Here is a 23,986-nt window from a genome sequence, read left to right on the forward strand (position 1 = left end):
GCTAAACCAACTGCAACCCATTGGGGCGCGCACCGGGGAAAACGCTCTGAAGTTGCGCAGCGGACAAACCCCAGGTGTGGCCCAGCACGCCGCCCAGCAGATCACGGTAATTGTTCAGCACCGGGTAATCGCGGTTCTGCAACAGACTGCCCGGGGCCACCGCCACCTGTTCGCCGGCAATACGCCCACCACGCACGCTCCCGCCCAACACCCAGTACACCGTGCCATGTCCATGGTCGGTGCCGCGATTGCCATTCTCGCGCAAGGTTCGGCCAAACTCCGAGACCACCACCACGGTGGTGTTTTTCCACTGGTCGCCCATGGCCTCGGCAAACGCCGCCAGCCCCTGCCCCAGATTCGCCAGGTTGTTGGCCAACGGGCCCTGGGTGCTGCCCTGGTTGACGTGGGTGTCCCAGCCGCCGACATCGACAAACCCCAGCCGATACTGGTCGCACATCAGGGTGGCGATGCGCCGGGTTTCAGCGGCGAAATTCTGCGCGGTCTGGGCGCCACGCCCAGCCTTGGTCATTTCATCCTGCAGGTCCTTTGACACTTGCTGGCGTAGTTGCAGGCCATCGGACACCGGTGCGGCCAGCGGCGTGCCCTTGTACATCGAGGCCAGGATCGACGACTGGCGCTCGTCGAAAACAGGTTTGGAAACCCCGCGCAACGACAGGTTGGGAACATCCCGCCCGCCCTGGAAACTCAGGGGCAAGGCGTCGGTAAAGGCAATCGGCGCACTGCCGGGCATCGCCCCGGCCAGGCGGGCGAGAAAGCCCGAGCCATAGTGACCGTGTTGATCCGCGGCCAGACCCGCCTCGATATTGTCCTGGGTCTCGAAATGGCTGCGCGACAGGTCGTCGGTGCCGGCAAAGGGCACGAAGGCGAGCTGCTTGCGTTGCCAGAGCGGGTAGAGCGAGTCACGCAGTACCGGGTTGAGTCCCCAATGGCCGTCGAGAGCGATGGCGCTGTTGGGGTTGTGCGGATCGGGCCGGGCAATCGCCAGGGTCGGCCGCGACGCGTAGTAGAAATCGCTGGTATAGGGCACCAGCAGGTTGTTGCAGTCGTAGCCGCCGCGCAGAAACACCATGAGAAAGCGCGGTGCCGACGCGGGTGCGGCAAACAGCTTGCCGGAGAATGACAGGCTCGGCAGAGTCGCGGCGGCGACCGCTGAAGCGACCAGAAAATCTCGACGATTCATCACAGCACCTTCCTGAAGAGCCCAATGTCAGCGATTGTTGAAATCCGGTGAGGACAACAGGAAGGTGTTCCATTCCTGGGGCGAGGTGGCCTGGTTCAGCGCGGCCGTGGTGGCCGCCGACAGATGCGGGCCGATGGCCTCGTAGTAAAGCGGTGTGGTGATCATCGGAAAACCACCCTGCGCCTTGTCACTGCCTTCTGGAGTGAACAGCCGGTTGTAACCCGAACCGATGGCCCGGGCAATTTCGAAACGCTTGGACATCTGCCCCGAACTGGCCCAGCCGGTGGCGTCCAGCGGCCAGCCATCCGGGGTCTGGCGACCGAACAGCGGTTCCCCCAGTTGATTGAGCCAGTTGAGCATCGGCCGCGGATTGGCGATGGGCTTGCCGTCATAGGCCAGGCGCACCGCCGAGACCACGAACTGGGTGGGGTCCTTGAATTTTTTCCCGGCGCTTTGCAGCAGTTCCGGTGAATCGAAGAGCGTGCGCAAGACCTGGGCAATATCGCCGTCGCTGCGCTGGAAGGTCGCGCTCATGCGATCCACCAGGGACTGCGGTGGCTGGTCGGCGACAAAGTATTGCGCCAGTTTGCGCGAGATGAACTGCGCGCAGGCCTTCTGCCGGGTGATCAGGTTGACCGCCCGGGTGATTTCATCGAACCCCGTGCCCTGGATCGGCTCGCCCAGCAGCACCTTGTCGGAGAAATCATGGCGATTGGGGTTGAACTGGAACATCCCGTCGCGCACCACCAACGGCGCCACCCGCGGCCCGAATTTCTGCTCCCGGCCGTCCAGCGGCAGCACTCCCGCGCCGGTCAGGATCAGCGCCAACTGCTGGACATCCTGCTGGGTGTAGCCGGAACCGACCCCCAAGGTGTGCAGTTCCATCAGCTCGCGGGCGTAGTTTTCATTGACCTTGCCCCGGGCATTCTGGGCATTGTCGAGAAACTCCAGCATGGCCGGGCTCTTGAGGGTGGCCAGCAGCAGGTCCTTGAACTTGCCCAGGGCATGTGGACGGATCACTCGCTCTTCGTAGTCCGCCACCATCAGCCGCACCGCGCCTTTGCCGGCAAACACACTGAAGTGATTGAGCCAGAACCCGACCATCTGCTCCTTGAGCTGATTGCTGCCATACACCGCCCGCAGCAGGATGATTTGCCGGGCCTGGTCGGCGGCGTCATTGAGTTGTTGTTGCTGGGCTTTCCTGGCCTCGACCTTGGCATCGCCGTCCGGCATGGCCTGCAGTTGCTCCTGGCCCTGCTTGAAGGCGAGCAAGGTAGCCTGTAGCGGTTGCGTCAGCATCGGCAACGCGTGCAATTGAGCATCGATGCCCGGCGGCCAGGCGTCATGAATGCGCTCGGCCAGTTGCGCCTCCAGCAAGCCGGCACGGCCCATGGCGCGAAAGCGCGCAACGTTCGCCGCGTCGAGGTCGAAACCATCGCGCCGCAGCCAGGCCGAATCAGCCGGGCTCAACGGCGCGGCAACAGCGCTGGTGCAAAGCCCTCCGGCCAGGCAGGCCGACAACCCCAGACAACGTAGAACAGCACCCGGTACTGGCATCTCAAGAGGCTTCCAAAGGTGGGAACGGCGTCAATCCTTGTGTCCTCAGTGTCTGTCGAGCTGGCTGTACCAATGCTGACAATTTCGCATTCAGTTCTATCCTGCCCCAAGCGGGTGACAAGCGGTTCTTGCGGCCAAAAAGACTGTCTCGGGTTCAGCAAGCGGACAGATACATGCTGTTACAACAAGACTGACCGGTCAGGAAATACGGCACCGATTCGTTCGCCAGGCGTACGCTGTGGGCGGACCATTCCGAGGAGGCAACATGTTTTTACGTTACGCAGCACTTGCAGCGGTAGTCGTGGCGGCTTCCGGTTGCGTACAGGAACGCGTGGTTCACGAGCGCCGGGTGGTGGTCGAACGGCCAGCGCCGCAATACGTCGAAGTGGTGGCACCGCAACCGCCGCCGCAGGAAGTGATCGAAGTAGAGCCGGCCTATCGCCCCGGTTTCGTCTGGGCGCGGGGTTACTGGCATTGGGACGGCCGGCGCTATGTGGCGATGCACGGTCATTGGGAACCGGTGCGTCCGGGCTATCGCTATGAGCACCCGCACTGGGAACGGCATAACGATGGCTGGCATCTGCGCGCCGGAGCCTGGATCAACTGATGATGTAGATATCGATGTAGGAGCGAGCTTGCTCGCTCCTACCACCGCCTACAGCTCGCCCTTCTCCACTTCCGGATGCTCGCTGGAGCCTTCGCCGATCTTGCGTTGCGGATGCTCGATCTTCGCCGATGGAAACTGCGACGAGGCATAGCGCACCACCAGGATTGCCAGCGCCAGCAGCAGGATCGCCCCGGAAACGTAGACCACGCCCATGTCCGGTGGATTGTGGTGCGACACGTTGGAGATCAGCAGCCGGGTCAGCGCGGTGATCGCCACATAGATCAGGAAGCGCACCGGCATGTGGTTGGTCTTGAAGTAGATCCCCACCATCGCCCCCAGTTCGAGATAGATGAACAGCAGCAGGATGTCATCGATCTTGAGCTGCCCCCCTTCGATCATCACCAGGAACTCCATCACCGCCGCCCAGGCGGTGACCCCACCGATGGCGAACAACGCCAGGTAATGGAACGACTCGACGAGCAGATTGCCCAGGGACTCGGCCACCTGATGCACGTTTTTTCGCAGGTTTTCGGCCCAATTGATTTTCACGATGCAGGTTCCTTGGTTCGACTTGAACGGATGATGCGGCTGGAAGATGACCATTGTCCCTGCATGCAGAAAAAAGGCCAGGGACAGGGGTGAGATGGTGACAATACGTTTCGGGGCACGTTGCGCTGACGGACCTGCCGGCCTTCGCGGTGGTCTGACAAACCCTGCGCCTGCGCAACTGCGTCACTCACCAGAAAGTGGCGGACCTCGCCCCTTTAGGAGCAGCCGGTCGACGCTCGATTGCTCGCGATGCGGGCGACGCGGTCCACATGACAAACCGCGAAACAGGTCTACATTAAAAAGCCACTACCCAAACCCTGGGGATTCGCTTATGCTTTTAGCTGTATATAAATACAGTAATTGCAAAACACAACTATCGTGAAGGCATGTGAGGTGGTGAATGGCCGTCGAAGTGGTATACCGCAGCAGCCGAGATCTGGAGCGTTTGTTCATGGATAAAGCCGAAGCTGACCGTCATGACAAAATGCTCGAATTGGCCGAGCTGTTGGCCGAAGTCCTGCAAAAAGCCGTGCCCTCGCTGAGCGAGCAGCAGGTGGAAGAAGCCGGTATCTACATGGCGAAAAACCGCGATGTGTTCGCCCGGGCGTTCAAGAACCAGCCGGATGCGCTGACGGAGTTGCTCTCGGCACCCGCCCCTGCCGAATAAGGCACCTCGCCATCCCAGGAACGCCGCCTCCGTGCAGGAGCCAGCTTGCTGGCGATGCAAACGACGCGGTGTTGAGGGACACCGCGCTGAACCTATCGCCAGCAAGCTGGCTCCACAGGGGTGCCCTATTCAACCGGTACAGGATGATATGGACTCCGGCTCGTTCAACGGTAAAGCAGGCGTTCCGCCAATTCGTCGGCCACCCGCGCCGGCGAACGCTTTTCCGCCTGGGCATGGGCGAAGACTTCGGTCAGGCGGGCACCGATACGAGACAAATGGGCGGTGATGGTCGACAGCTCCTCGCCCTGGTGCCTGAGGGCGACATAGATCAAACCGCCCGAGCTGATCACATAGTCAGGGGCATAAAGAATGCCGCGTTTTTCCAACTGATCGGCGACGCTGATATGCGTCAGTTGTGTGCTGGCCGACCCCGCCACCGCCGCGCAACGCAACTGCGCCACGCTCTGGCTGGTGAGTACATTGCCGACACTGCAAGGCGCCAGAATGTCACACGGGGTACTGAGCAAGGCTTCACAGGCGATCGGATGCGCGCCCAATTGCTCCATGGCCAATTGCACCTTGCCCGGATCGGTATCGCTGACCAGCAACTCCGCTCCCGCCGCGTGCAACTGCTCGGCCAGGGCATACCCGACATTCCCCAACCCCTGTACGGCCACCCGCAAACCCTCGAGATTGTCGCTGCCCAGGCGTGCCATGGCAGTGGTGCGGATCCCGGCGAAGACGCCCATGGCCGCGTGTGGTGCCGGATCGCCGGCACTCGTGGTACTGGTGACGTGTTGGGTGTATTGGGCAATGCAGTCCATATCGGCGGTGGAGGTACCGCTGTCAATGGCCGTGATATAGCGTCCGTCGAGTTGCTCGACGCAACGACCGAAGGCTTCGAACAAGGCGGCGCGGCTTTCCACATGGGGCGGGCGAATGATCACCGCCTTGCCGCCCCCCACCGGTAACCCCGCGAGTGCGGCCTTGTAGCTCATGCCCTGGGCCAGCCGGATGGCATCGACCATGGCGCTTTCATCGTCGGGATAAGCCAGATAGCGACAACCGCCCAACGCCGGCCCGAGTCGACGATTATGGATGGCAATCACCGCCTTCAACCCGGTGACCGGATCGACGCTGAGGTGCAGCGACTCAAGACGAGTGCTTTGCATGAGAGCGAACATCGAGAGGCCCCCTGGATGCTACCTGTAGCGAGTATAGGCTTCGTGGGAAAGCTTGCAGAAGCAAGCAGGAATAAGACCTTGCCGTTTGCAGGCTTTACGACATAACCGTCGACCTGCGCAAGAGACTGGACGAAAGCCCGTCACGGGGCTAAAACAGAGACTCTGCCGGAGATCTCGATGAACCCCCGCCAAGCCTTTTTCGCCTGCCTGGAACGCACCCCGCCCGCAGTGTTCGAAGCGGCCCTGTGGATGGCGACCGAACATGACCCGCAGGTCCGCCCCGAGGTCGTGCTGCGGGATTTCCGTGACTTGCAACAACGGGTCAGCGCCGGCTTGCCGATGCTGCCGGTCAGCGAGTTGGCCCAGCCGCTGTTGCGGCGCCTGAACGATCTGGGTTTCCAGCAGGACGAGTTCACCCCGTTGCGCCCTCACGCGGCATTGCTCGACAAGGTCCTGCAACGCCGGCGCGGGCAGCCACTGGCGCTGGCATTGATCGCCCTGGAGTTGGCCCGACAGTTGGAGATTCCACTGGTGGGGGTGAACTTTCCCGGGCATTTCCTGCTACGGGTGCCGGGTGCGGACCATCTGCTTGACCCGTGCGGCGGTCGCCGTCTTTATCCCAACGACTGCCGCGAACTGCTGACTCGCCAGTACGGGCCGAGCGCGGCGCTGAAGGCCGAGCACATGCATACCGCCACGCCGGTGCAGATGCTCCAGCGCCTGTCGCGCAACCTGCGGCAATTGCATCAGGCCAATGACGATTTCCTTGGTGCGCTGGTGGATGCCGAACGGGTTCTGGAGCTGGGCCAGGCCAACGCCGGCGACTACCTGGCCCGCGCCAGCCTGTACCAGCGCCTCGATTGCCCGCGGGCCGAACGCCATGACCTGGAACGCGCGCTGTTGCTCAGCGACGACCCGCTGCAGCGGCTGCGGCTGGCGGAACGGCTGGGGCAATTGCCGCCGAATGCGGTGGTGCATTAGGCGATTGTGGAGCACCATCGAAAAGACCGGCATGCGCTCGTCAGCACTTTGTCCGCTTCTGTCGTATCGTGTAATGAAGATATATGCACTGCGTCAAGAGGTTGAGGCCGAATTTGCGGCACGCCGCGCGAGTACGGCCAAGCGGGTGTGAGAACTATCTGGATACTAGCGCTGGTGCATACAGCGCGGTTGTGGCCGTTCGCCCCGTGATTGGCGATCTTCATACCGGAGTATCCGGCTGGTTGGCCGGATGCGCCTGGATAAACGCCGGGTGCTGTTCCGCCAGCGCCGCCACCCGCCGAAGGCGCGGATAAGCCTCCAGCGACACCTTGAAGCGCTGCGCCGCATACAGTTGCGGAATCAGGTACACATCCGCCAGCCCCGGTTCCTTGCCAAAGCAATAACCACTCTCGCCAATCAACGCCTCCACCGCCGCCAGCCCCTGGCTGATCCAGTGACCGATCCATTCCAGCACCTGGGCCTCGTCATGCCCCCACTGGCGCAGCAGGTTGGTGGTGCCGGAGTTGTGCAGCGGATGAATGTCGCAACCGATCAGCGCCGCCACCGCGCGCTCGTGGGCGCGGGTCAGCAGGTCGGCAGCCAGTAGCGGCACCTGTGGATAACGTTCTTCCAGGAACTCGATGATCGCCGGCGACTGCGTCAGCACATCCCCCGCGTCCGTGCGCAAGGCCGGCACCCGGCCCTGTGGGTTCACCGCCAGATAGGCCGCCTGCCGATGCTCACCGCCGCCCGGGGCGACGAGATTGACCGGCAGCGCATGATATTCCAGGCCCTTGAGGGCCAGGGCGATCCGCACACGGTAGGACGAGGTCGAACGGTAATACGTGTAAAGCTCCATGATCCAACTCCCTCAACGTGCCGGAACAATCCTGCCCCGGCATTCGCCGAAGCCGATGGAAGCAAAGCCCTCACGGTTGCAACGCGCCCGCAGGATGATTTCGTCGCCATCCTCGAGAAACTTGCGTACTTCGCCCGAGGCCAGTTGCACAGGTTTCTTGCCGCCTTCGGTGATCTCCAGCAGGCTGCCGAACTGCCCGGCCTCGGGACCGGACAAGGTGCCCGAACCGAACAGGTCGCCGGCCTGCAACTGGCAGCCGTTGACGCTGTGGTGCGCGACCAGTTGCGCCACGGTCCAGTACATGTACCGGGCGTTGCTCAAGGTCAGGCGCTCAGCCGGCAGATTCTGCTCGCGCATGGCCTCGGTCAGCAACAACACCTCCAGCTCGATATCGAAGGCACCGCCCTGCTGATCACGGGGGTCGAACAGGTACGGCAAGGGTTGCGGATCGCCTGGCGCACGCGCTGGCTGGGCCTTGCGGAACGGCTCCAACGCCTCGGCCGTTACCACCCAGGGCGAAACGCTGGTGATAAAGCTCTTGGACAGAAACGGCCCCAGCGGCTGGTATTCCCAGGCCTGGATATCCCGCGCCGACCAATCGTTGAGCAGGCAGAAACCGGCGATATGCTCGGCGGCATCGCCGATGGCAATCGACTCGCCCAGGGCATTGCCCTGGCCGATCCAGATGCCCAGTTCCAACTCGTAGTCCAGCCGCGCGCAGGGACCGAAGGTCGGTTCGCTTTGCCCGGCCGGCAAGGTCTGGCCCTTGGGCCGCCGCACCTCGGTGCCGGACGGACGGACAGTCGAGGCCCGGCCGTGATAGCCGATGGGCACGTACTTGTAGTTGGGCAGCAGCGGGTTATCGGGGCGGAACAGCTTGCCGACATTCTGCGCATGCTCGATGCCAACATAAAAATCGGTGTAGTCGCCGATCCGGGCCGGCAGGTGCAACTGGCAATCGGTCGCCAGCGGCAGCAGCTTCGTGCCCTGGGCTTCGAGCTTGCCACGCAGGCTGCTGGCTTCGCCGAGCAGTTCCAGCAGGCGTGCGCGTAAAGCCACGCGGGCTGGAGCCCCGAGTTCGAAGAACGCATTCAACTGGCCGCCACGGGTCGCTTCGACCGCGAGCTTGGCCTGGCCGTCAAACAAGCCGAGTTCCAGGGCCGCTTCCAGGTCGAAGATCTGTGCGCCGATCGCCACGCCACTGCGCGGCGCGCAACCTTTGTGGCTGAACACCCCCAGCGGCAGGTTCTGCAACGGAAAATCGGCATGGCCGTTGGCGGACGCAACCCAACTGCGAGGGATGGCTGGTTGAGTCATGGGTTATCTCCGATTCGGGTTGAAGGTGACGGGCAATGTGGCCCAGCAAGTATCGTAGTCGTTCTGCAACTGCGGGCAGTCGAGGGCGAAACGGCTCGGGCGCAGCACCTGGCTGGTCTCGAACATGAAGGCCATGGTGTTGTCGATCTTGCTCGGCGAAAGCTCTGCGGCAATCGCCCGGGTGCAGGTTTCGCCGTCCGGGCCGTGGGCGCTCATGCAACTGTGCAGCGACGCGCCACCGGGCAGGAAGCCCTCGGCCTTGGCGTCGTAGGCCCCCTGGATCAGGCCCATGAACTCATTCATCAGGTTACGGTGGAACCAGGGCGGACGGAAGGTATTCTCGGCCACCATCCAGCGCGGCGGGAAGATCACGAAGTCGAGGTTGGCCAGGCCCGGCACGCTGGTAGGCGAGGTCAGCACGGTGAAGATCGACGGGTCCGGGTGATCGAAGCTGACCGTGCCGAGGGTGTTGAAACGACGCAGGTCGTATTTGTACGGCACATTGTTGCCGTGCCAGGCGACCACGTTGAGCGGCGAATGATCCAGTTCGCAGCCCCAGAGTTCGCCGAGGAACTTCTGCACCAGGGTCGTCGGTTGCCGCAGGTCTTCATAATGGGCGACCGGCGTCAGGAAATCCCGCGGGTTGGCCAGGCCGTTGCTGCCGATCGGCCCCAGGTCCGGCAGGCGCAGCGGCGCCCCGTGGTTCTCGGCGAGGTAGCCACGGGCCTGCGGATCGAGCAGTTCGACACGGAATTTCAGGCCACGGGGCAATACGGCGATTTCCAGCGGCTCGATCTGCAGCACGCCCAGCTCGGTGACCAGCCGCAGCCGTCCCTGTTCCGGGACCAGCAACCATTCGCCGTCGGCATTGAAGAACACCCGCTCCATGGAACGATTGGCGCGGTAGCTGTAAATGCTGATGCCGGCCGGTTTTTCCGCCACCGAGTTGGCCGCCATGCTCACCAGGCCATCGAGGAAGTCGCTGGGCTCGCCGGGGATGTCCAGCGGATTCCAGCGCAGGCGGTTGGGGGTGACCGCGCCGAGCGGGCCGCCCGCCAATTGCCGCTCCAGTTTGATGAACGCCGGGTGCCGGGCCGACGGCTGGATACGGTACATCCAGGTACGCCGCGCTTCGCTGCGGGTCATGGTGAAGGCCGTGCCGGAGAACAGTTCGGCATACAGGCCGTAGGGCGCTTTCTGCGGAGAGTTCTGGCCGACCGGCAGCGCGCCAGGCAAGGCCTCGCTGCTGAATTCGTTACCGAAGCCGGACTGATAGGCCAGCACCGTGGAATCGGGGTTCATGGAGCCTCCTGGAGGGAGTGGGCCCGAGGCCGCCTTCCAGATTCGAGAGACGTGCGGCGCGGGCTGGTTTATTTTTATCAGGGAAAATTGTGCATAACGTAACTTGATTATGCAGAACGTAATTTGATTATGCAGAACGTAATTTGATTGACAGTGCCCGTCAAGCTATAAAGACGCCCATTCGTCCCAGGATTACATTGCCTCCATGGAAAAGCCGCGCCCTACCAGCGACAGCAACGGTAAACAGAAAGTCCGCTCGGCGGAGGTGGGTACCGACATCCTCAAGGCCTTGGCCGAGTTGTCGCCCAGCACCTCGCTGTCGCGCCTGGCCGAGCATGTGCGGATGCCGGCGAGCAAAGTCCACCGTTATCTGCAGGCCTTGATCGCCAGCGGCTTCGCCGAGCAGAACCCGGCGACCAACCACTATGGCCTGGGTCGCGAAGCGCTGCGGGTCGGCCTGGCCGCGCTCAACAGCATGGAGGTACTGCATGTGGCGGCGATGCCACTGGCGGAGTTGCGCGACGACCTGAATGAAAGCTGTTTCCTGGCGGTGTGGGGCAACCACGGGGCCACCGTGGTGCATATCGAACCGGCCGTGCGCGCGGTCACCGTGGTGACGCAACTGGGTTCGGTGTTGCCATTGCTCAGTTCCTCCACCGGGCTGGTGTTCAATGCCTTCCTGCCGGATCGGGAAACGTTCGAGCTGCGTGAAGCGGAGCTCAAGGCCGGTCATCCACACCCACTGGCCGATGTCGCCGCGTATACCGCGACGTGCGAACAGATCCGCCGACGCGGGCTGCATTTCGTCCATGGTTTATTGATGCCGGGGGTCGATGCCTTGTCGGCGCCGGTGTTCAATGCATTGGGGCAGGTTGTGGCCGTGCTGACGGTGGTGGGGCCGACCTCGCTGTTCCATGCCGATGAAGACGGTCCGGCGGCCAGGCGCTTGCTGGCGGCCAGTGAAGCGGTGAGTTGGCGGATGGGCTATCAGAAGACCTGAGCCCTGACCAGCGCTAGCCCATCAGGCCCAATGCCTTGGCCTTGGCTACCGCCTGGGTCCGCCGCTCCACCCCCAGCTTGCTGTGAATCCTCCGCGCATGGGTTTTCACCGTGTGCAGTGAAATAAACAACTGGTCGGCGATCTGCAGATTGGAGCTGCCCAGGGCAATCAGCTTGAGCACTTCCAGTTCACGCTGGCTCAGGGGATTGTCGCCCGTGGCGATCAACGCCTCTTCAAACCCCAGGCTCGCCAGCATCCCCGGCTGGCGCAAACGCAACTCACGCAGGGCCTGTTGCAGGTTGCAGCGACTGACCAGCGCCAGCCCCTCCTCCAGATGACTCTTGGCCAACGTGCCATGCCCCTGTAAAAAAGCCACTTCCGCCAGCGCCAGGCGCAGTTCCGTTTCCATGCCCTGCATGCCGCGACGCTGGGCCTGCTCCAGCAGCGGCGCCAGCGCTTCCAACGGGGCCTGGGCCTTGTGCAGATAGACCTGGGCCAGCACCAGCAGGTATTCAAGGCGCGGAATCAATTCCAGCGTCGCCGGCGGCGCCTGCAACCAATGCTCGCCGCGGTAATGGCGCAGCACCCGGGTCAACGCCTCTTCCGCCAGCTCCGGCCGGCCCTGCTGCAACCAGAAATGACAACTGACCATCAGCAGTACCGCGCGGTACACCACATCCGGAATATGCCGTTGCTGCATCAAGCGTTCGGCATCACGCAAACGGACAAATGCCTGGGCGTAGTCGCCGTGGTTGGCATCCAGCAAGGCCAGCCCGAGAAACCCGTACAGTGCCTGTTTATCCTGGCTGCGCAGGCACTCATCGAGGCCCTCCTGAAAGTGCTCGACCGCCTGTTGATCACGCCCCTGGCGCAAGGCTATCCGTCCTTGACGCAAGGCAATGCGCCCCAGCAGCGGTCCCGCCAGGTAACGCTTGGCCGACAACAAGGCATGTATGTTGTCCAGCAGGCTTTCGCTGCGGTGCAAGGCGCCACGCTGCTCCAGCAACTGCGCATGATCCAGTTCCAGCAGCGCTTCGAACAGCAGCGAGCCTTGTGCCCGCGCCAGGCACAGGGCGTCGCGGCTCAAGGCATGGGCCTGCTCCAACTCACCGTCGAGCAACGCCTGCTGGGTCAGCCCCGACAGACAGAACAAGCGCGCCGGCCAGGCGGCCGCGGGCAGGTCCTGCAAGGCTTCGAGGAAATGTTCACGGGCTCGTTGCGCCTGGCCTTGCAAGTGCAACAACCAGCCTTGCTGGGCCTGCCAGCGCGCCACCAGTTGCCGCTGTGCCGCCGCTGACGGCTGCGGGGTGAAGCGGGCCATCTGCGCGATGCTATGGGCCGCCTCGTCGAAACGACCGGCGAACAGCAAGGCGGTGGTGATCAAGCCCACCAGGTGCGGCGTGCCGAACATCAGCTCGTCCGGCTGTTCCTCGTGCAGACGCAATAGCAGCGCCACGTTATGGTCCTGGAACAGGTAGTCGAAGGTGAAATTATGTAACAGGCTGGCCGCCACTTCGAATTCCTCGGCGGCCAGGGCCTGTTCCACCGCCGCCTGCCAATCGCCCTGGGCACTGAACCACTGGCAGGCGCGCCGATGCCAGGAGCGGCCGGCCGGCCAGGGTTCATCGCGCAGCAACAGGGTCAGCGGCGTGAATATCCGCAGCCACTCCGAGGAATCATCCCAGGGTTCGATGAAACACCCCAGTTCCTGCAAGGTACGCATCCACTGGGCGCCCTCCCCCGCGCCGAACAAGTGCTCGCAGAGGTCGGCATTGAAGCGTGGCAGATGCACCAGCACGCGCCAGGCCTCGACCAACTCAGGCGCCAGGGCGTCGAACAGTTCATGTTGCAGGTAGTCGAGCAGCGTCGCCGAACGACGCGAGCCGGCGTCGGGGGCGTTGGCGATCCAGGCCGGGGCCTCCAGCAAGGCGACCCGTACCCCGGCGCACCAACCGGCGGTGTATTGGCTCATCCGGTCGATGCACTGCGGTGTCACCGTGATCGACGGGTGGCTCACCAACTGTTCGATTTCGCCGCGCTCGAACGCCAGGCTCGGGCCTTCGACTTCGTAGAGTTCACCTTCAAGCAACAGCCGTGGCCAGTTGCAGTGAGGCCGCCGCCGCACGCCCAACCACCAGCTCAGGAGCGGACTGCCGAGCACCAACAGCCGATCGAGCAACTGATCCAGGGCCGGATTGGGTAAACGGCAATAGTCGTCGAGAAAAATCCAGGTGGGGGTGGTCCAGCGCGCCAGCCGTGCCAGCAGGCTCGCCTCGTCGTGGGGCTCATCCAGCCCCAGCGCCTGGGCCAGGGCGGCACAGAAGGCCTCGTTCGTGAGGCTCGCACCGGACAGCGGCAGCCAGCACACACCGTGGCTGGCGGGCGCTTGCAGCAGGCATTCGGCGAGCAAGGCACTCTTGCCGCTGCCGGCGGGCGCGCAGAGCAGGCGGACGCGGGCCTGGGACTCGATCAAGGGTGTACTGAGCCGCGGACGCGGCAAATGGCGGGAGGATAAACGAGGCAGGAACCCGGGACGGTCCAGACGCGGGGTCATGGCGGTCATTGCGGCGGCCTTTCTTGATTTTATCCAGTCACCCTAGCTCTGTTCGAGCCAGGGGATGAACAAATATTCAGGAAACTTATCGCAGGCTATAAAAAAGAGCCCCCAAAGACCAACGAAAGGGATCTTGAAAACGCCACGCACCCTGTAGGAGCAGAGCTTGCTCGCGAAGCTTTTAGCGTGCTCACGGGCCTCTTCGCAAGCACGCTCCGCTCCTACAGGACGAGGGCGGTTAGCGCACTCCGGTCGCCCGCAATGCCGCCGGCGTGTAGTCCGCCGCCTTGCCGACAAAGCCGAACTGGAAGCTGTGTTTCTCTTCGTTCTTCATGCCCAGGGCGATGTAGCGCCCGGCAATCAGGTCGTACAGTGTCTCAACGGTATAAGCCGGCACCTGGTGGTCATAGTAGAACTGCGCATGCCCTTCGGCCACCCGCCACAGTTGGCCACGGCCGTCGTAGTGATCCACCAGCGCGACCTGCCAGCTGTCCTCATCGATGTACATATGACGCTTGGCATAGATATGCCGCTCACTCGGCTTGACCGTTCCCTCGATTTCCCAGACCCGGTGCAGCTCGTAACGGGTCAGGTCCTGGTTGAGATGACCGGCCTTGATCACATCGGTGTACTTGAGAGTCGGCGAGTCCAGCTTGTAGCTGTTGTAGGGAATGTACATCTCCTTCTTGCCGATCAGTTTCCAGTCGTAACGGTCCGGCGCGCCGGAGAACATATCGAAGTTGTCCGAGGTCCGCAGGCCATCGGCGGCGGTACCCGGACCGTCATAGGCGACTTGCGGGGCGCGCCGCACACGACGCTGGCCAGCGTTGTAGACCCAGGCCAGGCGCGGCTCCTTCACCTGGTCGAGGGTTTCGTGCACCAGCAGCACGTTACCCGCCAAGCGTGCCGGCGCGGTGACTTCCTGCTTGAAGAAGGTCAGCACGTTGGCGCCCTTGTCCGGCCCCAGGTCGGGGATTTCCGACGGTACCGCGGCTTCTTCCTCGAAGGTGATCGGGGTGAAGGAGCCGTCGGTCTGCGGCGTGGCCTGGGTAATGGTGCGGCGCAGGTTGCCACCGTGGTAGCGGGTGATGTGGTTCCACAGCACTTCCACGCCGTTCTTCGGAATCGGGAAAGCGTAGTAGCGCACGCCGGTGAAGTTCGACAAGCCGTTACCGTCGTTGATTGCCGTGACGTTGAGAGCGCTGCGCTTGGCCGCCTCTAGCACCGCGTCCGGCAGGACTACAGTGCGGTGTGTCGGGTAGACCGGGATCCTGTAGGTCTGCGGGTAGCGCTTGAACATCGCCAGTTGGCCTTCGGAGAGCTTGGCCTTGTACTGCTCGGCGGTGGCCGCGGTGATGATGAACAGCGGTTTTTCATTGGCGAACGGGTCGGCCAGGAAACCCTTGCTGTCCACCGCGCCGGCATTTTTTGGGATGCCACCGGTGTAGGCCGGGATCGAGCCGTCGGCGTTGCCGGCCTTCTCCGCGCCAATGGCGGTCAGGCTGGTGCCGAGCTTGGCCGCTTCCTCCGCGGAAACCGCCGCCATTACGTTGGCTGCCAGCAGGCTCAGGGCCAGGGCGCCACATTGCAGAATCATCTTGCGCATTAAAGTTGTCCTTCTCAAGCCTGGATCAGAAGTTCGCGCCGACGCTGAGCGCCACGAAATCACGGTCAATCAGGGTGTTGTAGCGGCCACCGAAAAAGTCGGTGTAGCTGAGGCTCGCGGTATAGGTGTTGCGATAGTCGGCATCGACACCGATGCTGACTGCCTTGGCGCCTTCATTGAAGATGCCGTTGGGGCCGTAACCCTTGACGTCATGAGACCAGGACAGGTTGGGCTTGAGGTTGATCCCGGCGAACACGTTGCTGTAGTCGAGGATCGCCCGGGCCCGGTAGCCCCAGGAGGTCGCGGTGACGAAACCGCCGGTATCGCCCTGGTAGCCATAGACGCCGTACACCGAGTCACGTCCGTAACGTAGCTTGTCCTTGGTCTCCAGACCGCCGACGTAGGTCATCCCCGCCTCGCCCACCAACGTCAGACGCTCGGCCCCCAGGACCTGGTCGAAGAACTGCGTGAGGGTGGTTTGTACCTGGGTGATTTCCTTGCGGCGGTAGCCGCTGTTGTCGGCGCCGAGGCTGGTCTGGATCGGTGACGCGGTGCCGCCGGCAATCGGATTGACCAGCGCCAGGGTCAGGTCGGTGGTGTTGAGCTGCACCGGGGCGTTGGGGCGGTAGCTGATCTCGCCGCTCCAGGCGGTGCCGGTGGGCAACGTGGTGGAGAAGCTGGCACCGTAGAGGCGGATATCTTCCGGGTACTCGAGGTAGTACTGACCACGCCCGAGCATGATGCTTTGCGCCAGGCCGCTACGGAACGCGGCCGGCGTCAATGGCAGGATACTGCCCAGCGCGGCGACGGTGCTGGCACCGGCGGTCGTGGTGCCGACGGTCGGGGTACGGCTGTGGTAGTTCATGAAATACAGCCCGTACTCGGTGTCGCTGCCCAGCCAGCGCAAGGCCATGCCCCATTGGCCGCCGTCACGCGCATCGCGGTCATCGCCGCGCTGCACCACGACGCCTTCCGAGGTGACCTGAAAGCCCTGGCCGAACGCCGCCGCCAGGGGTTGCAACGGCGCAATCGCCGGGCTGCCGACGGTGTAGTTGTTGTTGCAACCGTGTTGCACCACGTCGTTGCCGAAGAAGGTCCCGCAGTTGTCGACGACGGTGTTCTCCCAGTTCAACTGGTAGAACCCTTCAACCGTCAGCTGGTCGGTCAGGCTCTGCGAGGCGAAGAACATGTTGACCGGGATCAGCCCTTCCTTGATCTCGGCACCGGGCCGGCGGAAGGCCGATACGTCGATCGGGTTGATGCTGTTGATCGAGTTGCCGATGAAGGTGCTCTCACCCCAACTTACCACCTGCTTGCCCAGGCGCACGGTGCCCGGCAGGTCGGCGATGGAGTAGTTGTGGTAGACGAAGGCGTCGAGGATTTGCGCCCCCGAAGACCGTGCGCCTTCATCGCGGTGATGATCGCTGATGTCCTTGAAGTCCTGACCGCCGTCGGCGGTCGCGAAGTCATACCAGTACTTGCCGCGGACGAAGACACCGGTATCGCCGTACTTCAACTCCAGGTCGTGAATGCCCTTGATGATCTTCGAGAAGGCCTCGCCCTTCTTGTAGTTCAAGCGCCCATCATCACCGGTGGAAGCCTGGCCGGTACCGCCGTTGGGGACCCCAACCAACCCCTTGTTGGCATCGCGCATGCCCCAGCTCACGCCGGCCGACAGGGAGGAGTCGAATTTGCCTTCGATTTCCCCGATGTTGAACGAAACCGCCTGCGCCTGCGCACTGACGCCCATGGCAACCGCAATGGCCAGAGCCTGCAGTGTGAAGATGGCGCGCATTGTTGTTTTTGTCATGCGTCTTCCCCGGTGTGTGACAGAAGGCTTCACCCTACTCACCAGCAACGGGAGCGATAAGCGCACCAAGGAGGTATTCGTGCTGTACCTCGAAAGGATGAATGAGTGCTTGCGGCGCGGCTTTCAGCGGCCCATCGAACCCATGGATAACACGTCATAGCGCACATGGATGGAAGGAGCCCGAGGCAGGCCCGAATGCAGCGGCCTGAACAGACGACTGTTACCAGCTCGGTAACGGTGATTGTCGCAAACCGGGCTTTTTCAGCGAATCTGAAATCCTTAACATAATGACCAATTACTGATTGCCGACGTTGATTCACTCCTTGATCATACGTCTTCCCTTGGCCACCGCGTTTGCAGTGGCCTTTTTTATTCCCGCGCAATTCCACTTGGCACACTCGACACCATCACCTCGGGCGACGACCTGGGCGCGTTTCAGGAAGTAGGGGGTATGACGTGACGGGAACCGACACGCAAGAGGGGAGGGTCAGCAAACGCCATGCCCCCGTGGGAGCCGGCTTGCTGGCGACAGTGGTTTATCAGGCGACGGCGATGCCGACCATCAGATCGCATCGCCAGCAAGCCAGCCACGGGTTTTGCAGCGTATTCGTGAGCTCTGCCCTCGCTATCGAGGGCAGACTCAGGCCATGTACTTCTGCAGATTCGCCATCATTTCCCGCAGGGCTTCGGGCGTATCCTTCGGATGCACGGCCCCCTCGAAATCGCAGATCTGCTTCCAACTGGCCGCCACGTCTTCCACGGAAAAACCGTTGTGCGGATCGAAGCCGGCGCCCAGGCTGCGCTCCCAGCGGGTCTTGCCGATCCAGCCGCCACCGACTTCGAACAGGCCAGCGGTTTCATCGCACTGTTCACTACCGAGAAACACCACCAATGGGCTGATCAGTTCCGGCTTGAGCAGCTCGAACACCTGCGGCGGAATCAGGCCTTCGGTCATGCGCGTGCCGCCGGTCGGCGCGATGGCATTGACCAGGATATTGTTCTTGCGGCCCTCGATGGCCAGGGTCCGGGTCAAGCCATACAGGCCGAGCTTGGCCATGCCGTAGTTGGACTGGCCAAAATTGCCGTAGATACCGGAAGTCGACGCGGTGAAGATCACCCGGCCGTAGTTCTGCTCACGCATGTGCGGCCAGGCCGCGTGGGTGACTTTGTAGGCACCTTCGACATGCACCCGGTAGACCAGGTCCCAGTCGGCATCCTCCATCTTCAGGAAGGTCTTGTCGCGCAGGATCCCGGCGTTGTTCACCAGCACATCGATACGGCCAAAGGCATCCAGAGCGTTCTGCACGATCTTGTCACCATCGGTGACCGAGTCATGGTTGGCCACGGCGGTACCGCCAGCCTCGCGAATCTCGGCCACCACCTTGTCCGCCGCCGAGGCATTGGCGCCTTCACCGTGGGCCGAGCCGCCGAGATCGTTGACCACAACTTTCGCCCCATGGCGGGCGAACAGCAGTGCATGGGCACGCCCCAGGCCGCCGCCGGCACCCGTGACAATCACCACTTTATCTTCGAAGCGCACAGACTCACTCATACAGGACTCCAGCCAGGACCGAGGTAAATAGAACCCGAGTGTCGGACACCCAGCCTTTGGTCACAATAAAGTCAGCCAGGGCTGAATGGTACGCGATAAGGCAGCGGGATAGTCCGGCCCTGGCCGCGACTGCCCGCCTTGACGCCAGAGACCCGGAACAACCCCGGACAGGGGATCAGAGCCGGAACCCGGAATCCTGCTGGTCCAGTTTGCGCAGCAGCGCCGGCCAGGCCAACGCTCCGCCCATGCCCTGGGCGCTGCGGGTGACCCCGGCGAGCATGGCCTTGGCCCCGGCGAGAATCTGCGGCTCGATGGCGATCAGCGGTGCCGCGCCGTTTTGCGCCAGCACCTGGATATCGCAGGCGCGCTGGAAGGTGAACATCATCAGAAAGGTGTCGGCGATGGTCGCGCCACAGGTGAGCAGGCCGTGGTTGTGCAGCATGAGAAAGTTGTTTTCGCCGAGGTCGGCCTGCAGCCGCGCTTTCTCTTCATGGTTGAGGGCCACCCCTTCATAGGCGTGATAAGCCAGGCTCGACAGCACGAACAGCGATTGCTGGCTGATGGGCAGTACGCCCTGCCGTTGCGCCGAGACCGCAACACCCGCCGCCGTGTGGGTGTGCAACACACAGGTCACATCGTGGCGCGCCTCATGAACGGCACTGTGGATGGTGTAGCCGGCCGGGTTGATCTCGTAGGGGCTGTCCAGCAACTTGTTGCCGGCCTGGTCGACCTTGACCAGGCTCGACGCGCTGATCTCGTGGAACATCAGCCCGTAGGGATTGATCAGGAAATCCTCGGTGCCGGGCACCTTCGCCGAGATGTGGGTGAAGATCAGGTCATCCCAGCCATGCATCGCCACCAGGCGATAACAGGCCGCCAGGTCAACGCGGGTCTGCCATTCGGCGGCGCTGACTTGGCTCTTCACATCGGCTGCGGCGCTAACAGGGGCTGCGTTCACGGCACTGACCTCGGCGATTTTCGGCCTTTATTCTGCTACCGGCCAGTCTAGAGCAGCCCGCCGCCACAACGGAGTTGCATTGCCAGCCAGCTTGATGACCCAGCGGGTCAACACGCCGCCCAGGAGCACGCCTTCAGATCAGCATGGCCAACAAGGGTGCGGCAAACAGGTTGAGCAGACCAGTCAGGACCATCACCAGACCGGCCACCGAACCCTCTTCGCCGCCCACTTCACGGGCACGGCTGACACCCGCGCCGTGGGCCCCGACGCCAAACAACGCGCCACGCGCCAGGCTGCTGCGCAGCGGCAACCACTTGAGCAGCAGCCCGCCGAGCAAGGCGCCGAAAACGCCGGTAAGCATCACGAACACCGCGGTCAATTCGGGCACGCCGCCCAGGTCCCGGGCCAAGGGCATGGCAAAGGGCGTGGTGATCGAGCGCGGTACCAGCGACAGGGTCAGGCTATTGTCCAGCGACAGCGCCCTGGCCAGCCCATAGGAACTGCCGATGGAGGCCGCGCTGCCGACGAGCATCCCCAGCAGCAAGGCGGGGCCATACCGCACCAGCATCTGCCGCTGCTGCCAGATCGGCACCGCGAAGGCCACCGTGACCGGTCCCAGGATCAGCATCAACCAGTGGGTATCGCGCGAATACTCGGCGTAGGCGGTATGCAACGGTATCGCCACCGCCAACAACACAAACGGCACCAGGATCAGCGGCGAGAGCAGGTAGCGGCCCGTCCGGCCATACAGCCAACGACTGGACACATAAGCCACCAAGGTCAACCCCAACCAGAACAACGACATCCACTCAAGCTTCACGACGGGCACTCCAGCGGCAGACAAACTCGACGGTAAAGGCCGTCGCCAGCATCACTGCCAGGGTACTGGCGCCGATCACCAGCAGAATCCGCCAGCCGTCCTGGCGCACCATGGCGCCGTAGTCCAGCAGGCTCATCAACGCCGGGATGAAGAACAGCAGCATCTCGGCCATCAGCAGCCCGGCCCCCCGTTGCAGCGTGGCGGGTTTGACCCAGCCCGTGGCAAAGGCCAGCAACAGCAACGCCAAGCCGATCACACCGCCGGGAATCGGCCAGTGGCTCCAGGCAGCGAACAGCGCGCCCACTTGATAGAGCCCCAGCAACACGGCCAGCTCGACGAGCAGGCGGCAGGATTTTTTCAACAGCAAACGGTTCATCGGCTTCAGTCCTCTCTGGGAGCCGATTTTAAAGTTAGCGCTACCATCCCAAAAGCGAATTGTTAGACTGACCTCCATTCCAATCTGGAATCAGGCCATGGAATTCAAGCAACTACGCAGCTTCATCGAAGTGGTCCGCCAAGGCGGCTTCACCCAGGCGGCGAAAACCCTGCACATCAGTCAGTCGGCGGTGAGCAAGCAGGTCGCCCAGCTCGAACACGATCTCGGCACCCCCTTGCTCGACCGCCTGGGCTCACGGGTCCAGCTGACCGCGGCCGGCGGCGTGGTACTGCAACGGGCCGAAGAAATGCTGCGCCTGCGCGACGGGCTGCTCAGTGAACTGGACGACCTGAGCCAACTGGCCCGCGGCGAACTGCGCCTGGGCCTGCCGCAACTGGGCGGCGAAACGCTGTTCGCCGGCCTTTTCGCCGAATACCGGCGGCGTTACCCCAATATCCGCATTCAGTTGCTCGAAGGCGGCAGTCTGAATATCGAACCGGCGGTGCTGAGCGGCGAACTGGAGCTGGGCGGCAGCCTCAAGCCGAGCGATCCGGCGTTCGACTACCAGCCCTTCTGTGATGAACCGTTGGATGTGTTGCTGGCGGCGGACCATCCCCTGGCCGAGGCGGGCGCCATCCGCCTGGAGCAATTGGCCGATACGCCGTTTCTGCTGTACCAGCGCAGTTTCGTGCTCAATCACCGGTTGATGGAGGCCTGTCGAAAAGCCGGGTTCACGCCCAGGGAAAGCGGGCGCAGCGGCCAGGCGGACTTTCTCGCCGCGCTGGTGGCCGCCGGGCAAGGCGTGGCGCTGTTGCCCAGCGTGGTCGCCCGTTCGCTGATACGGCCCGGCGTGGTCCGCCTGGCCCTGAGCTCGCCCACCGACCTGCGCTGGGACATCACGTTCATCTGGCGCCGCGGCGCTTACCTGTCCAAAGCCGCCCAGGCCTGGCTGGCGCTGTTGCGGGAGCGACCAGCCGGCCTTAGCGCAACGCGCTGATGAACTCGGCCAGCCACGGCTCGGCGTCGGTTTCCGGGGTGACGCTTTCACTGGCATCCAGGCGCAGCATGTCCTTGACTTCCCGCACCCCCAATTCGGCAAACAGCTCGCGCATCTGTTCGCCGCCGCCACAGAAGGTGTCGCCGTAGCTGGAATCCCCCAGGCCGATCACCCCGCCCGGCAAACCACGCCATGCCGCCGGCAACTGGTCGCGGATGGCGTTGTACAGCGGCTGGATATTGTCCGGCAGCTCGCCCATGCCGGTAGTGGCGGTCACGGCCAGGAAAGCGTCCGGGGCGAAGGCCTGGACATCGGCCAGGGTCGCGCGCGCGTTGTGCCAGGTTTGGAAACCGGCCTCGCGCAGGATTTTTTCCGCGTGGCGGGCAACTTCTTCGGCGGTGCCATAGACCGAGCCGGAAAGGATGGCAACTTTCATCAATCTGATCCTGATACTGTGTAAAAAAACCCAGGATACCAGCAGATGCGAGACTTTCTCACGAAACCCTGCGCTTGTCTGGTTGGGGATGGACTATTCAAGACGATGCCTTAAACTTCGGCGAACAGGTCAATGGACTGCGGATGCTTTGCGAAATGATAAATCCCAAACTGCTGCAACTGGTGATTGACGCGTCGAGCGACGGTATCGTGGTAGCCGAACAGGAAGGCGAAGACCATATCCTGATCTACGCCAACCCGGCGTTCGAACGCCTGACCGGTTATACCAACGAAGAAATTCTCTACCAGGACTGTCGCTTCCTGCAGTCCGGCGACCGCGACCAGCCGGCACTGGAGCTGATCCGCGAGGCCCTGCACGCGCGCCAGCCGTGCCGCCAGATCCTGCGCAACTACCGCAAGGACGGCAGTCATTTCTGGAACGAGCTGTCGCTGTCCCCGGTCTTCAACGAAAGCGACCAACTGACCTACTTCGTCGGCGTGCAAAAAGACGTGACCGTTCAGGTCAAGGCGCAACAGCGGGTGGCGCAGTTGGAGGCGCAACTGGCCAAGGTTCAGGCTGAACTGGATGCGCTCAAGGCTACCGGCGGCAACCGGCAATAGCGCGGACGCTCAAGTATCGAGCCGGCCCGCCAGCAATTGCTGCAAGCGTCGACGCATCAGCCGACCATCATTGCCCAGGCAACCGATGCTCGAACCTTCCAGACGCTCTTGCAACAACTCCGAAACATCCCCGGCCAGCATCACCGCGCAATCCACCGAGAGCGCCAGGCGGTTGAGGCGACGCGGCAGATCCGCCATCGGCGAGCGGTTGGAATACAGCACCAGCGCCTCGGGTCGGACCTTTTCACAGATCAGGGTCAGCTCATCGAAGGGCTGGCCGACCGCCAGGACGCTGACGCAACGGTCGCCGTCGCCCAGCAACAGGCCCGCCACCAGCAACTCGAGCTCACGACATTGATCCGGCAAAGCGGCGAGCACGATGCGCTGACAGAGGAGTCCGCGGACCGAGTGCAGACGCTGCAATACCCGCGCGCGCAGGAACGCATCGAGAAACAGCCACTCGCTGACCTGGCCGAACTCACCCGGCAGGAGCAGACGCTGCCACAACGGCAGGAGGATACTCTGGAAGACTACGCTCAGCGGATAGCTGGAAAACACCTGTCCATAGAGACGTTCCAGGGCCGCTTCGTCGAAAATGCTGACCGCCGCGCGCAATTGCGTCTGCCAGTCGTCCCATTCAGCCTGGGCAATCGATTGCACCGCGATGCCGGATGGCGTGTGGATAGGCAACACCGGGGCAGCGCTTTTCGCCAGGAGCTTTCCCACTTTGCTTACAGCCACCCCGCGCTCAATCCAGCCCATGATGGTGCGGACCGTCTCGATATCGCTCATGGCGTAGAGTCGATGCCCACTTTCGGTGCGCGTCGGTTGAATCAGACCGTAGCGCCGCTCCCATGCCCGCAGGGTGACCGGATTGACGCCGGTCAGGCGCGAGACTTCACGAATAGGGAACAACTCTTCCTGTTTCAACGCCCGCAACAGCGGCGTGGCAGGTTCAAGTTCGATCATGACAGGCATCAGTCGCACATTTATGAATAGGAGTTGACAGCTATTCTAGCCCACAGCATCCAAA

At 62.9% G+C, this 23,986-nt stretch carries 22 protein-coding genes; 6 read left to right on the forward strand and 16 right to left on the reverse strand.

The window, feature by feature from the left end; translation table 11 throughout:
- Nucleotide 1 precedes the first annotated feature (1 nt).
- Together PFEN_RS03430 and PFEN_RS03435 are read right to left on the reverse strand one after the other, a co-directional pair.
- Nucleotides 2–1,201 carry a DUF1501 domain-containing protein gene (locus tag PFEN_RS03430; RefSeq protein ID WP_191485626.1) on the reverse strand — a complete coding sequence of 400 codons (1,200 nt, stop codon included), beginning with the start codon at nucleotides 1,199–1,201 and terminating at the stop codon, nucleotides 2–4.
- 27 nt (nucleotides 1,202–1,228) lie between these two features.
- Complete coding sequence (locus tag PFEN_RS03435) at nucleotides 1,229–2,758, reverse strand: DUF1800 domain-containing protein (RefSeq protein ID WP_191485627.1); 1,530 nt, start codon at nucleotides 2,756–2,758, stop codon at nucleotides 1,229–1,231.
- Between the two features lie 265 nt (nucleotides 2,759–3,023).
- Between PFEN_RS03435 and PFEN_RS03440 the strand changes: the two genes are divergently transcribed.
- Nucleotides 3,024–3,365, forward strand: a complete 342-nt coding sequence (locus PFEN_RS03440; protein WP_191485628.1) for a YXWGXW repeat-containing protein — start codon at nucleotides 3,024–3,026, stop codon at nucleotides 3,363–3,365.
- A gap of 48 nt (nucleotides 3,366–3,413) precedes the next feature.
- On the opposite strand, the gene PFEN_RS03445 is transcribed toward PFEN_RS03440, so the two are convergent.
- A complete protein-coding gene (locus PFEN_RS03445; RefSeq protein ID WP_191485629.1) occupies nucleotides 3,414–3,914 on the reverse strand; it encodes a phosphate-starvation-inducible protein PsiE in 501 nt (166 codons plus the stop codon).
- A gap of 400 nt (nucleotides 3,915–4,314) precedes the next feature.
- Between PFEN_RS03445 and PFEN_RS03450 the strand changes: the two genes are divergently transcribed.
- Complete coding sequence (locus PFEN_RS03450) at nucleotides 4,315–4,581, forward strand: YebG family protein (protein ID WP_191485630.1); 267 nt, start codon at nucleotides 4,315–4,317, stop codon at nucleotides 4,579–4,581.
- A 164-nt stretch (nucleotides 4,582–4,745) separates the two neighbouring features.
- On the opposite strand, the gene PFEN_RS03455 is transcribed toward PFEN_RS03450, so the two are convergent.
- A complete protein-coding gene (locus PFEN_RS03455) occupies nucleotides 4,746–5,765 on the reverse strand; it encodes a Leu/Phe/Val dehydrogenase (RefSeq protein ID WP_191485631.1) in 1,020 nt (339 codons plus the stop codon).
- 177 nt (nucleotides 5,766–5,942) lie between these two features.
- Between PFEN_RS03455 and PFEN_RS03460 the strand changes: the two genes are divergently transcribed.
- On the forward strand, nucleotides 5,943–6,746 hold the full coding sequence (locus PFEN_RS03460) for a SirB1 family protein (RefSeq protein WP_191485632.1): 804 nt from the start codon (nucleotides 5,943–5,945) through the stop codon (nucleotides 6,744–6,746).
- Between the two features lie 220 nt (nucleotides 6,747–6,966).
- Here the strand turns inward: PFEN_RS03460 and maiA are convergent, their stop codons facing one another.
- Genes maiA through hmgA form a run of 3 tightly spaced genes read right to left on the reverse strand, consistent with a single transcriptional unit; the run spans nucleotide 6,967 to nucleotide 10,224 of the window.
- Nucleotides 6,967–7,605 carry a maleylacetoacetate isomerase gene (maiA, locus tag PFEN_RS03465; RefSeq protein ID WP_191485633.1) on the reverse strand — a complete coding sequence of 213 codons (639 nt, stop codon included), beginning with the start codon at nucleotides 7,603–7,605 and terminating at the stop codon, nucleotides 6,967–6,969.
- A gap of 12 nt (nucleotides 7,606–7,617) precedes the next feature.
- Entirely contained in the window at nucleotides 7,618–8,922 is a 1,305-nt protein-coding gene (gene fahA / locus PFEN_RS03470) for a fumarylacetoacetase (RefSeq protein ID WP_191485634.1), read from the reverse strand.
- A gap of 3 nt (nucleotides 8,923–8,925) precedes the next feature.
- Nucleotides 8,926–10,224 (reverse strand): homogentisate 1,2-dioxygenase, encoded by a 1,299-nt coding sequence (gene hmgA / locus PFEN_RS03475; protein ID WP_191485635.1) that lies wholly within the window; start codon nucleotides 10,222–10,224, stop codon nucleotides 8,926–8,928.
- 205 nt (nucleotides 10,225–10,429) lie between these two features.
- Here hmgA and PFEN_RS03480 point away from each other — a divergent pair, with 205 nt between their 5' ends.
- Nucleotides 10,430–11,224: an IclR family transcriptional regulator gene (locus tag PFEN_RS03480; RefSeq protein ID WP_191485636.1), complete on the forward strand. Its 795-nt coding sequence runs from the start codon at nucleotides 10,430–10,432 to the stop codon at nucleotides 11,222–11,224.
- A gap of 13 nt (nucleotides 11,225–11,237) precedes the next feature.
- On the opposite strand, the gene PFEN_RS03485 is transcribed toward PFEN_RS03480, so the two are convergent.
- The 7 genes from PFEN_RS03485 to PFEN_RS03515 form a co-directional block, all read right to left on the reverse strand.
- Nucleotides 11,238–13,787: a LuxR C-terminal-related transcriptional regulator gene (locus PFEN_RS03485; protein WP_191485637.1), complete on the reverse strand. Its 2,550-nt coding sequence runs from the start codon at nucleotides 13,785–13,787 to the stop codon at nucleotides 11,238–11,240.
- A 229-nt stretch (nucleotides 13,788–14,016) separates the two neighbouring features.
- Entirely contained in the window at nucleotides 14,017–15,384 is a 1,368-nt protein-coding gene (locus PFEN_RS03490) for a DUF1329 domain-containing protein (protein WP_191485638.1), read from the reverse strand.
- A gap of 25 nt (nucleotides 15,385–15,409) precedes the next feature.
- Nucleotides 15,410–17,194 carry a DUF1302 domain-containing protein gene (locus PFEN_RS03495; protein ID WP_191485639.1) on the reverse strand — a complete coding sequence of 595 codons (1,785 nt, stop codon included), beginning with the start codon at nucleotides 17,192–17,194 and terminating at the stop codon, nucleotides 15,410–15,412.
- A gap of 640 nt (nucleotides 17,195–17,834) precedes the next feature.
- Complete coding sequence (locus tag PFEN_RS03500) at nucleotides 17,835–18,746, reverse strand: SDR family oxidoreductase (RefSeq protein WP_191485640.1); 912 nt, start codon at nucleotides 18,744–18,746, stop codon at nucleotides 17,835–17,837.
- A 175-nt stretch (nucleotides 18,747–18,921) separates the two neighbouring features.
- Complete coding sequence (locus PFEN_RS03505) at nucleotides 18,922–19,704, reverse strand: class II aldolase/adducin family protein (RefSeq protein ID WP_191485641.1); 783 nt, start codon at nucleotides 19,702–19,704, stop codon at nucleotides 18,922–18,924.
- A gap of 133 nt (nucleotides 19,705–19,837) precedes the next feature.
- Nucleotides 19,838–20,524 (reverse strand): LrgB family protein, encoded by a 687-nt coding sequence (locus PFEN_RS03510; RefSeq protein WP_191485642.1) that lies wholly within the window; start codon nucleotides 20,522–20,524, stop codon nucleotides 19,838–19,840.
- Nucleotides 20,514–20,900, reverse strand: a complete 387-nt coding sequence (locus PFEN_RS03515) for a CidA/LrgA family protein (RefSeq protein WP_191485643.1) — start codon at nucleotides 20,898–20,900, stop codon at nucleotides 20,514–20,516. The genes PFEN_RS03510 and PFEN_RS03515 overlap by 11 nt, the downstream gene beginning before the upstream one ends.
- Nucleotides 20,901–20,997: 97 nt before the next feature.
- Here PFEN_RS03515 and PFEN_RS03520 point away from each other — a divergent pair, with 97 nt between their 5' ends.
- Nucleotides 20,998–21,897, forward strand: coding sequence for a LysR family transcriptional regulator (locus tag PFEN_RS03520; RefSeq protein WP_191485644.1), 900 nt, complete (start codon nucleotides 20,998–21,000; stop codon nucleotides 21,895–21,897).
- Here the strand turns inward: PFEN_RS03520 and PFEN_RS03525 are convergent.
- The gene (locus PFEN_RS03525; protein ID WP_191485645.1) at nucleotides 21,881–22,333 is read right to left on the reverse strand and encodes a flavodoxin; all 453 of its coding nucleotides are present in this window, start codon (nucleotides 22,331–22,333) and stop codon (nucleotides 21,881–21,883) included. The genes PFEN_RS03520 and PFEN_RS03525 overlap by 17 nt on opposite strands.
- Before the next feature lie 155 nt (nucleotides 22,334–22,488).
- Here PFEN_RS03525 and PFEN_RS03530 point away from each other — a divergent pair, with 155 nt between their 5' ends.
- Entirely contained in the window at nucleotides 22,489–22,953 is a 465-nt protein-coding gene (locus tag PFEN_RS03530) for a PAS domain-containing protein (RefSeq protein WP_191485646.1), read from the forward strand.
- Between the two features lie 9 nt (nucleotides 22,954–22,962).
- Here PFEN_RS03530 and PFEN_RS03535 read toward each other — a convergent pair whose 3' ends face one another.
- Nucleotides 22,963–23,931 (reverse strand): MerR family transcriptional regulator, encoded by a 969-nt coding sequence (locus tag PFEN_RS03535; RefSeq protein WP_191485647.1) that lies wholly within the window; start codon nucleotides 23,929–23,931, stop codon nucleotides 22,963–22,965.
- Between the last annotated feature and the right edge of the window lie 55 nt (nucleotides 23,932–23,986).

The organism is Pseudomonas sp. FEN (assembly GCF_904067045.1).
Classification (GTDB): Bacteria; Pseudomonadota; Gammaproteobacteria; order Pseudomonadales; family Pseudomonadaceae; genus Aquipseudomonas.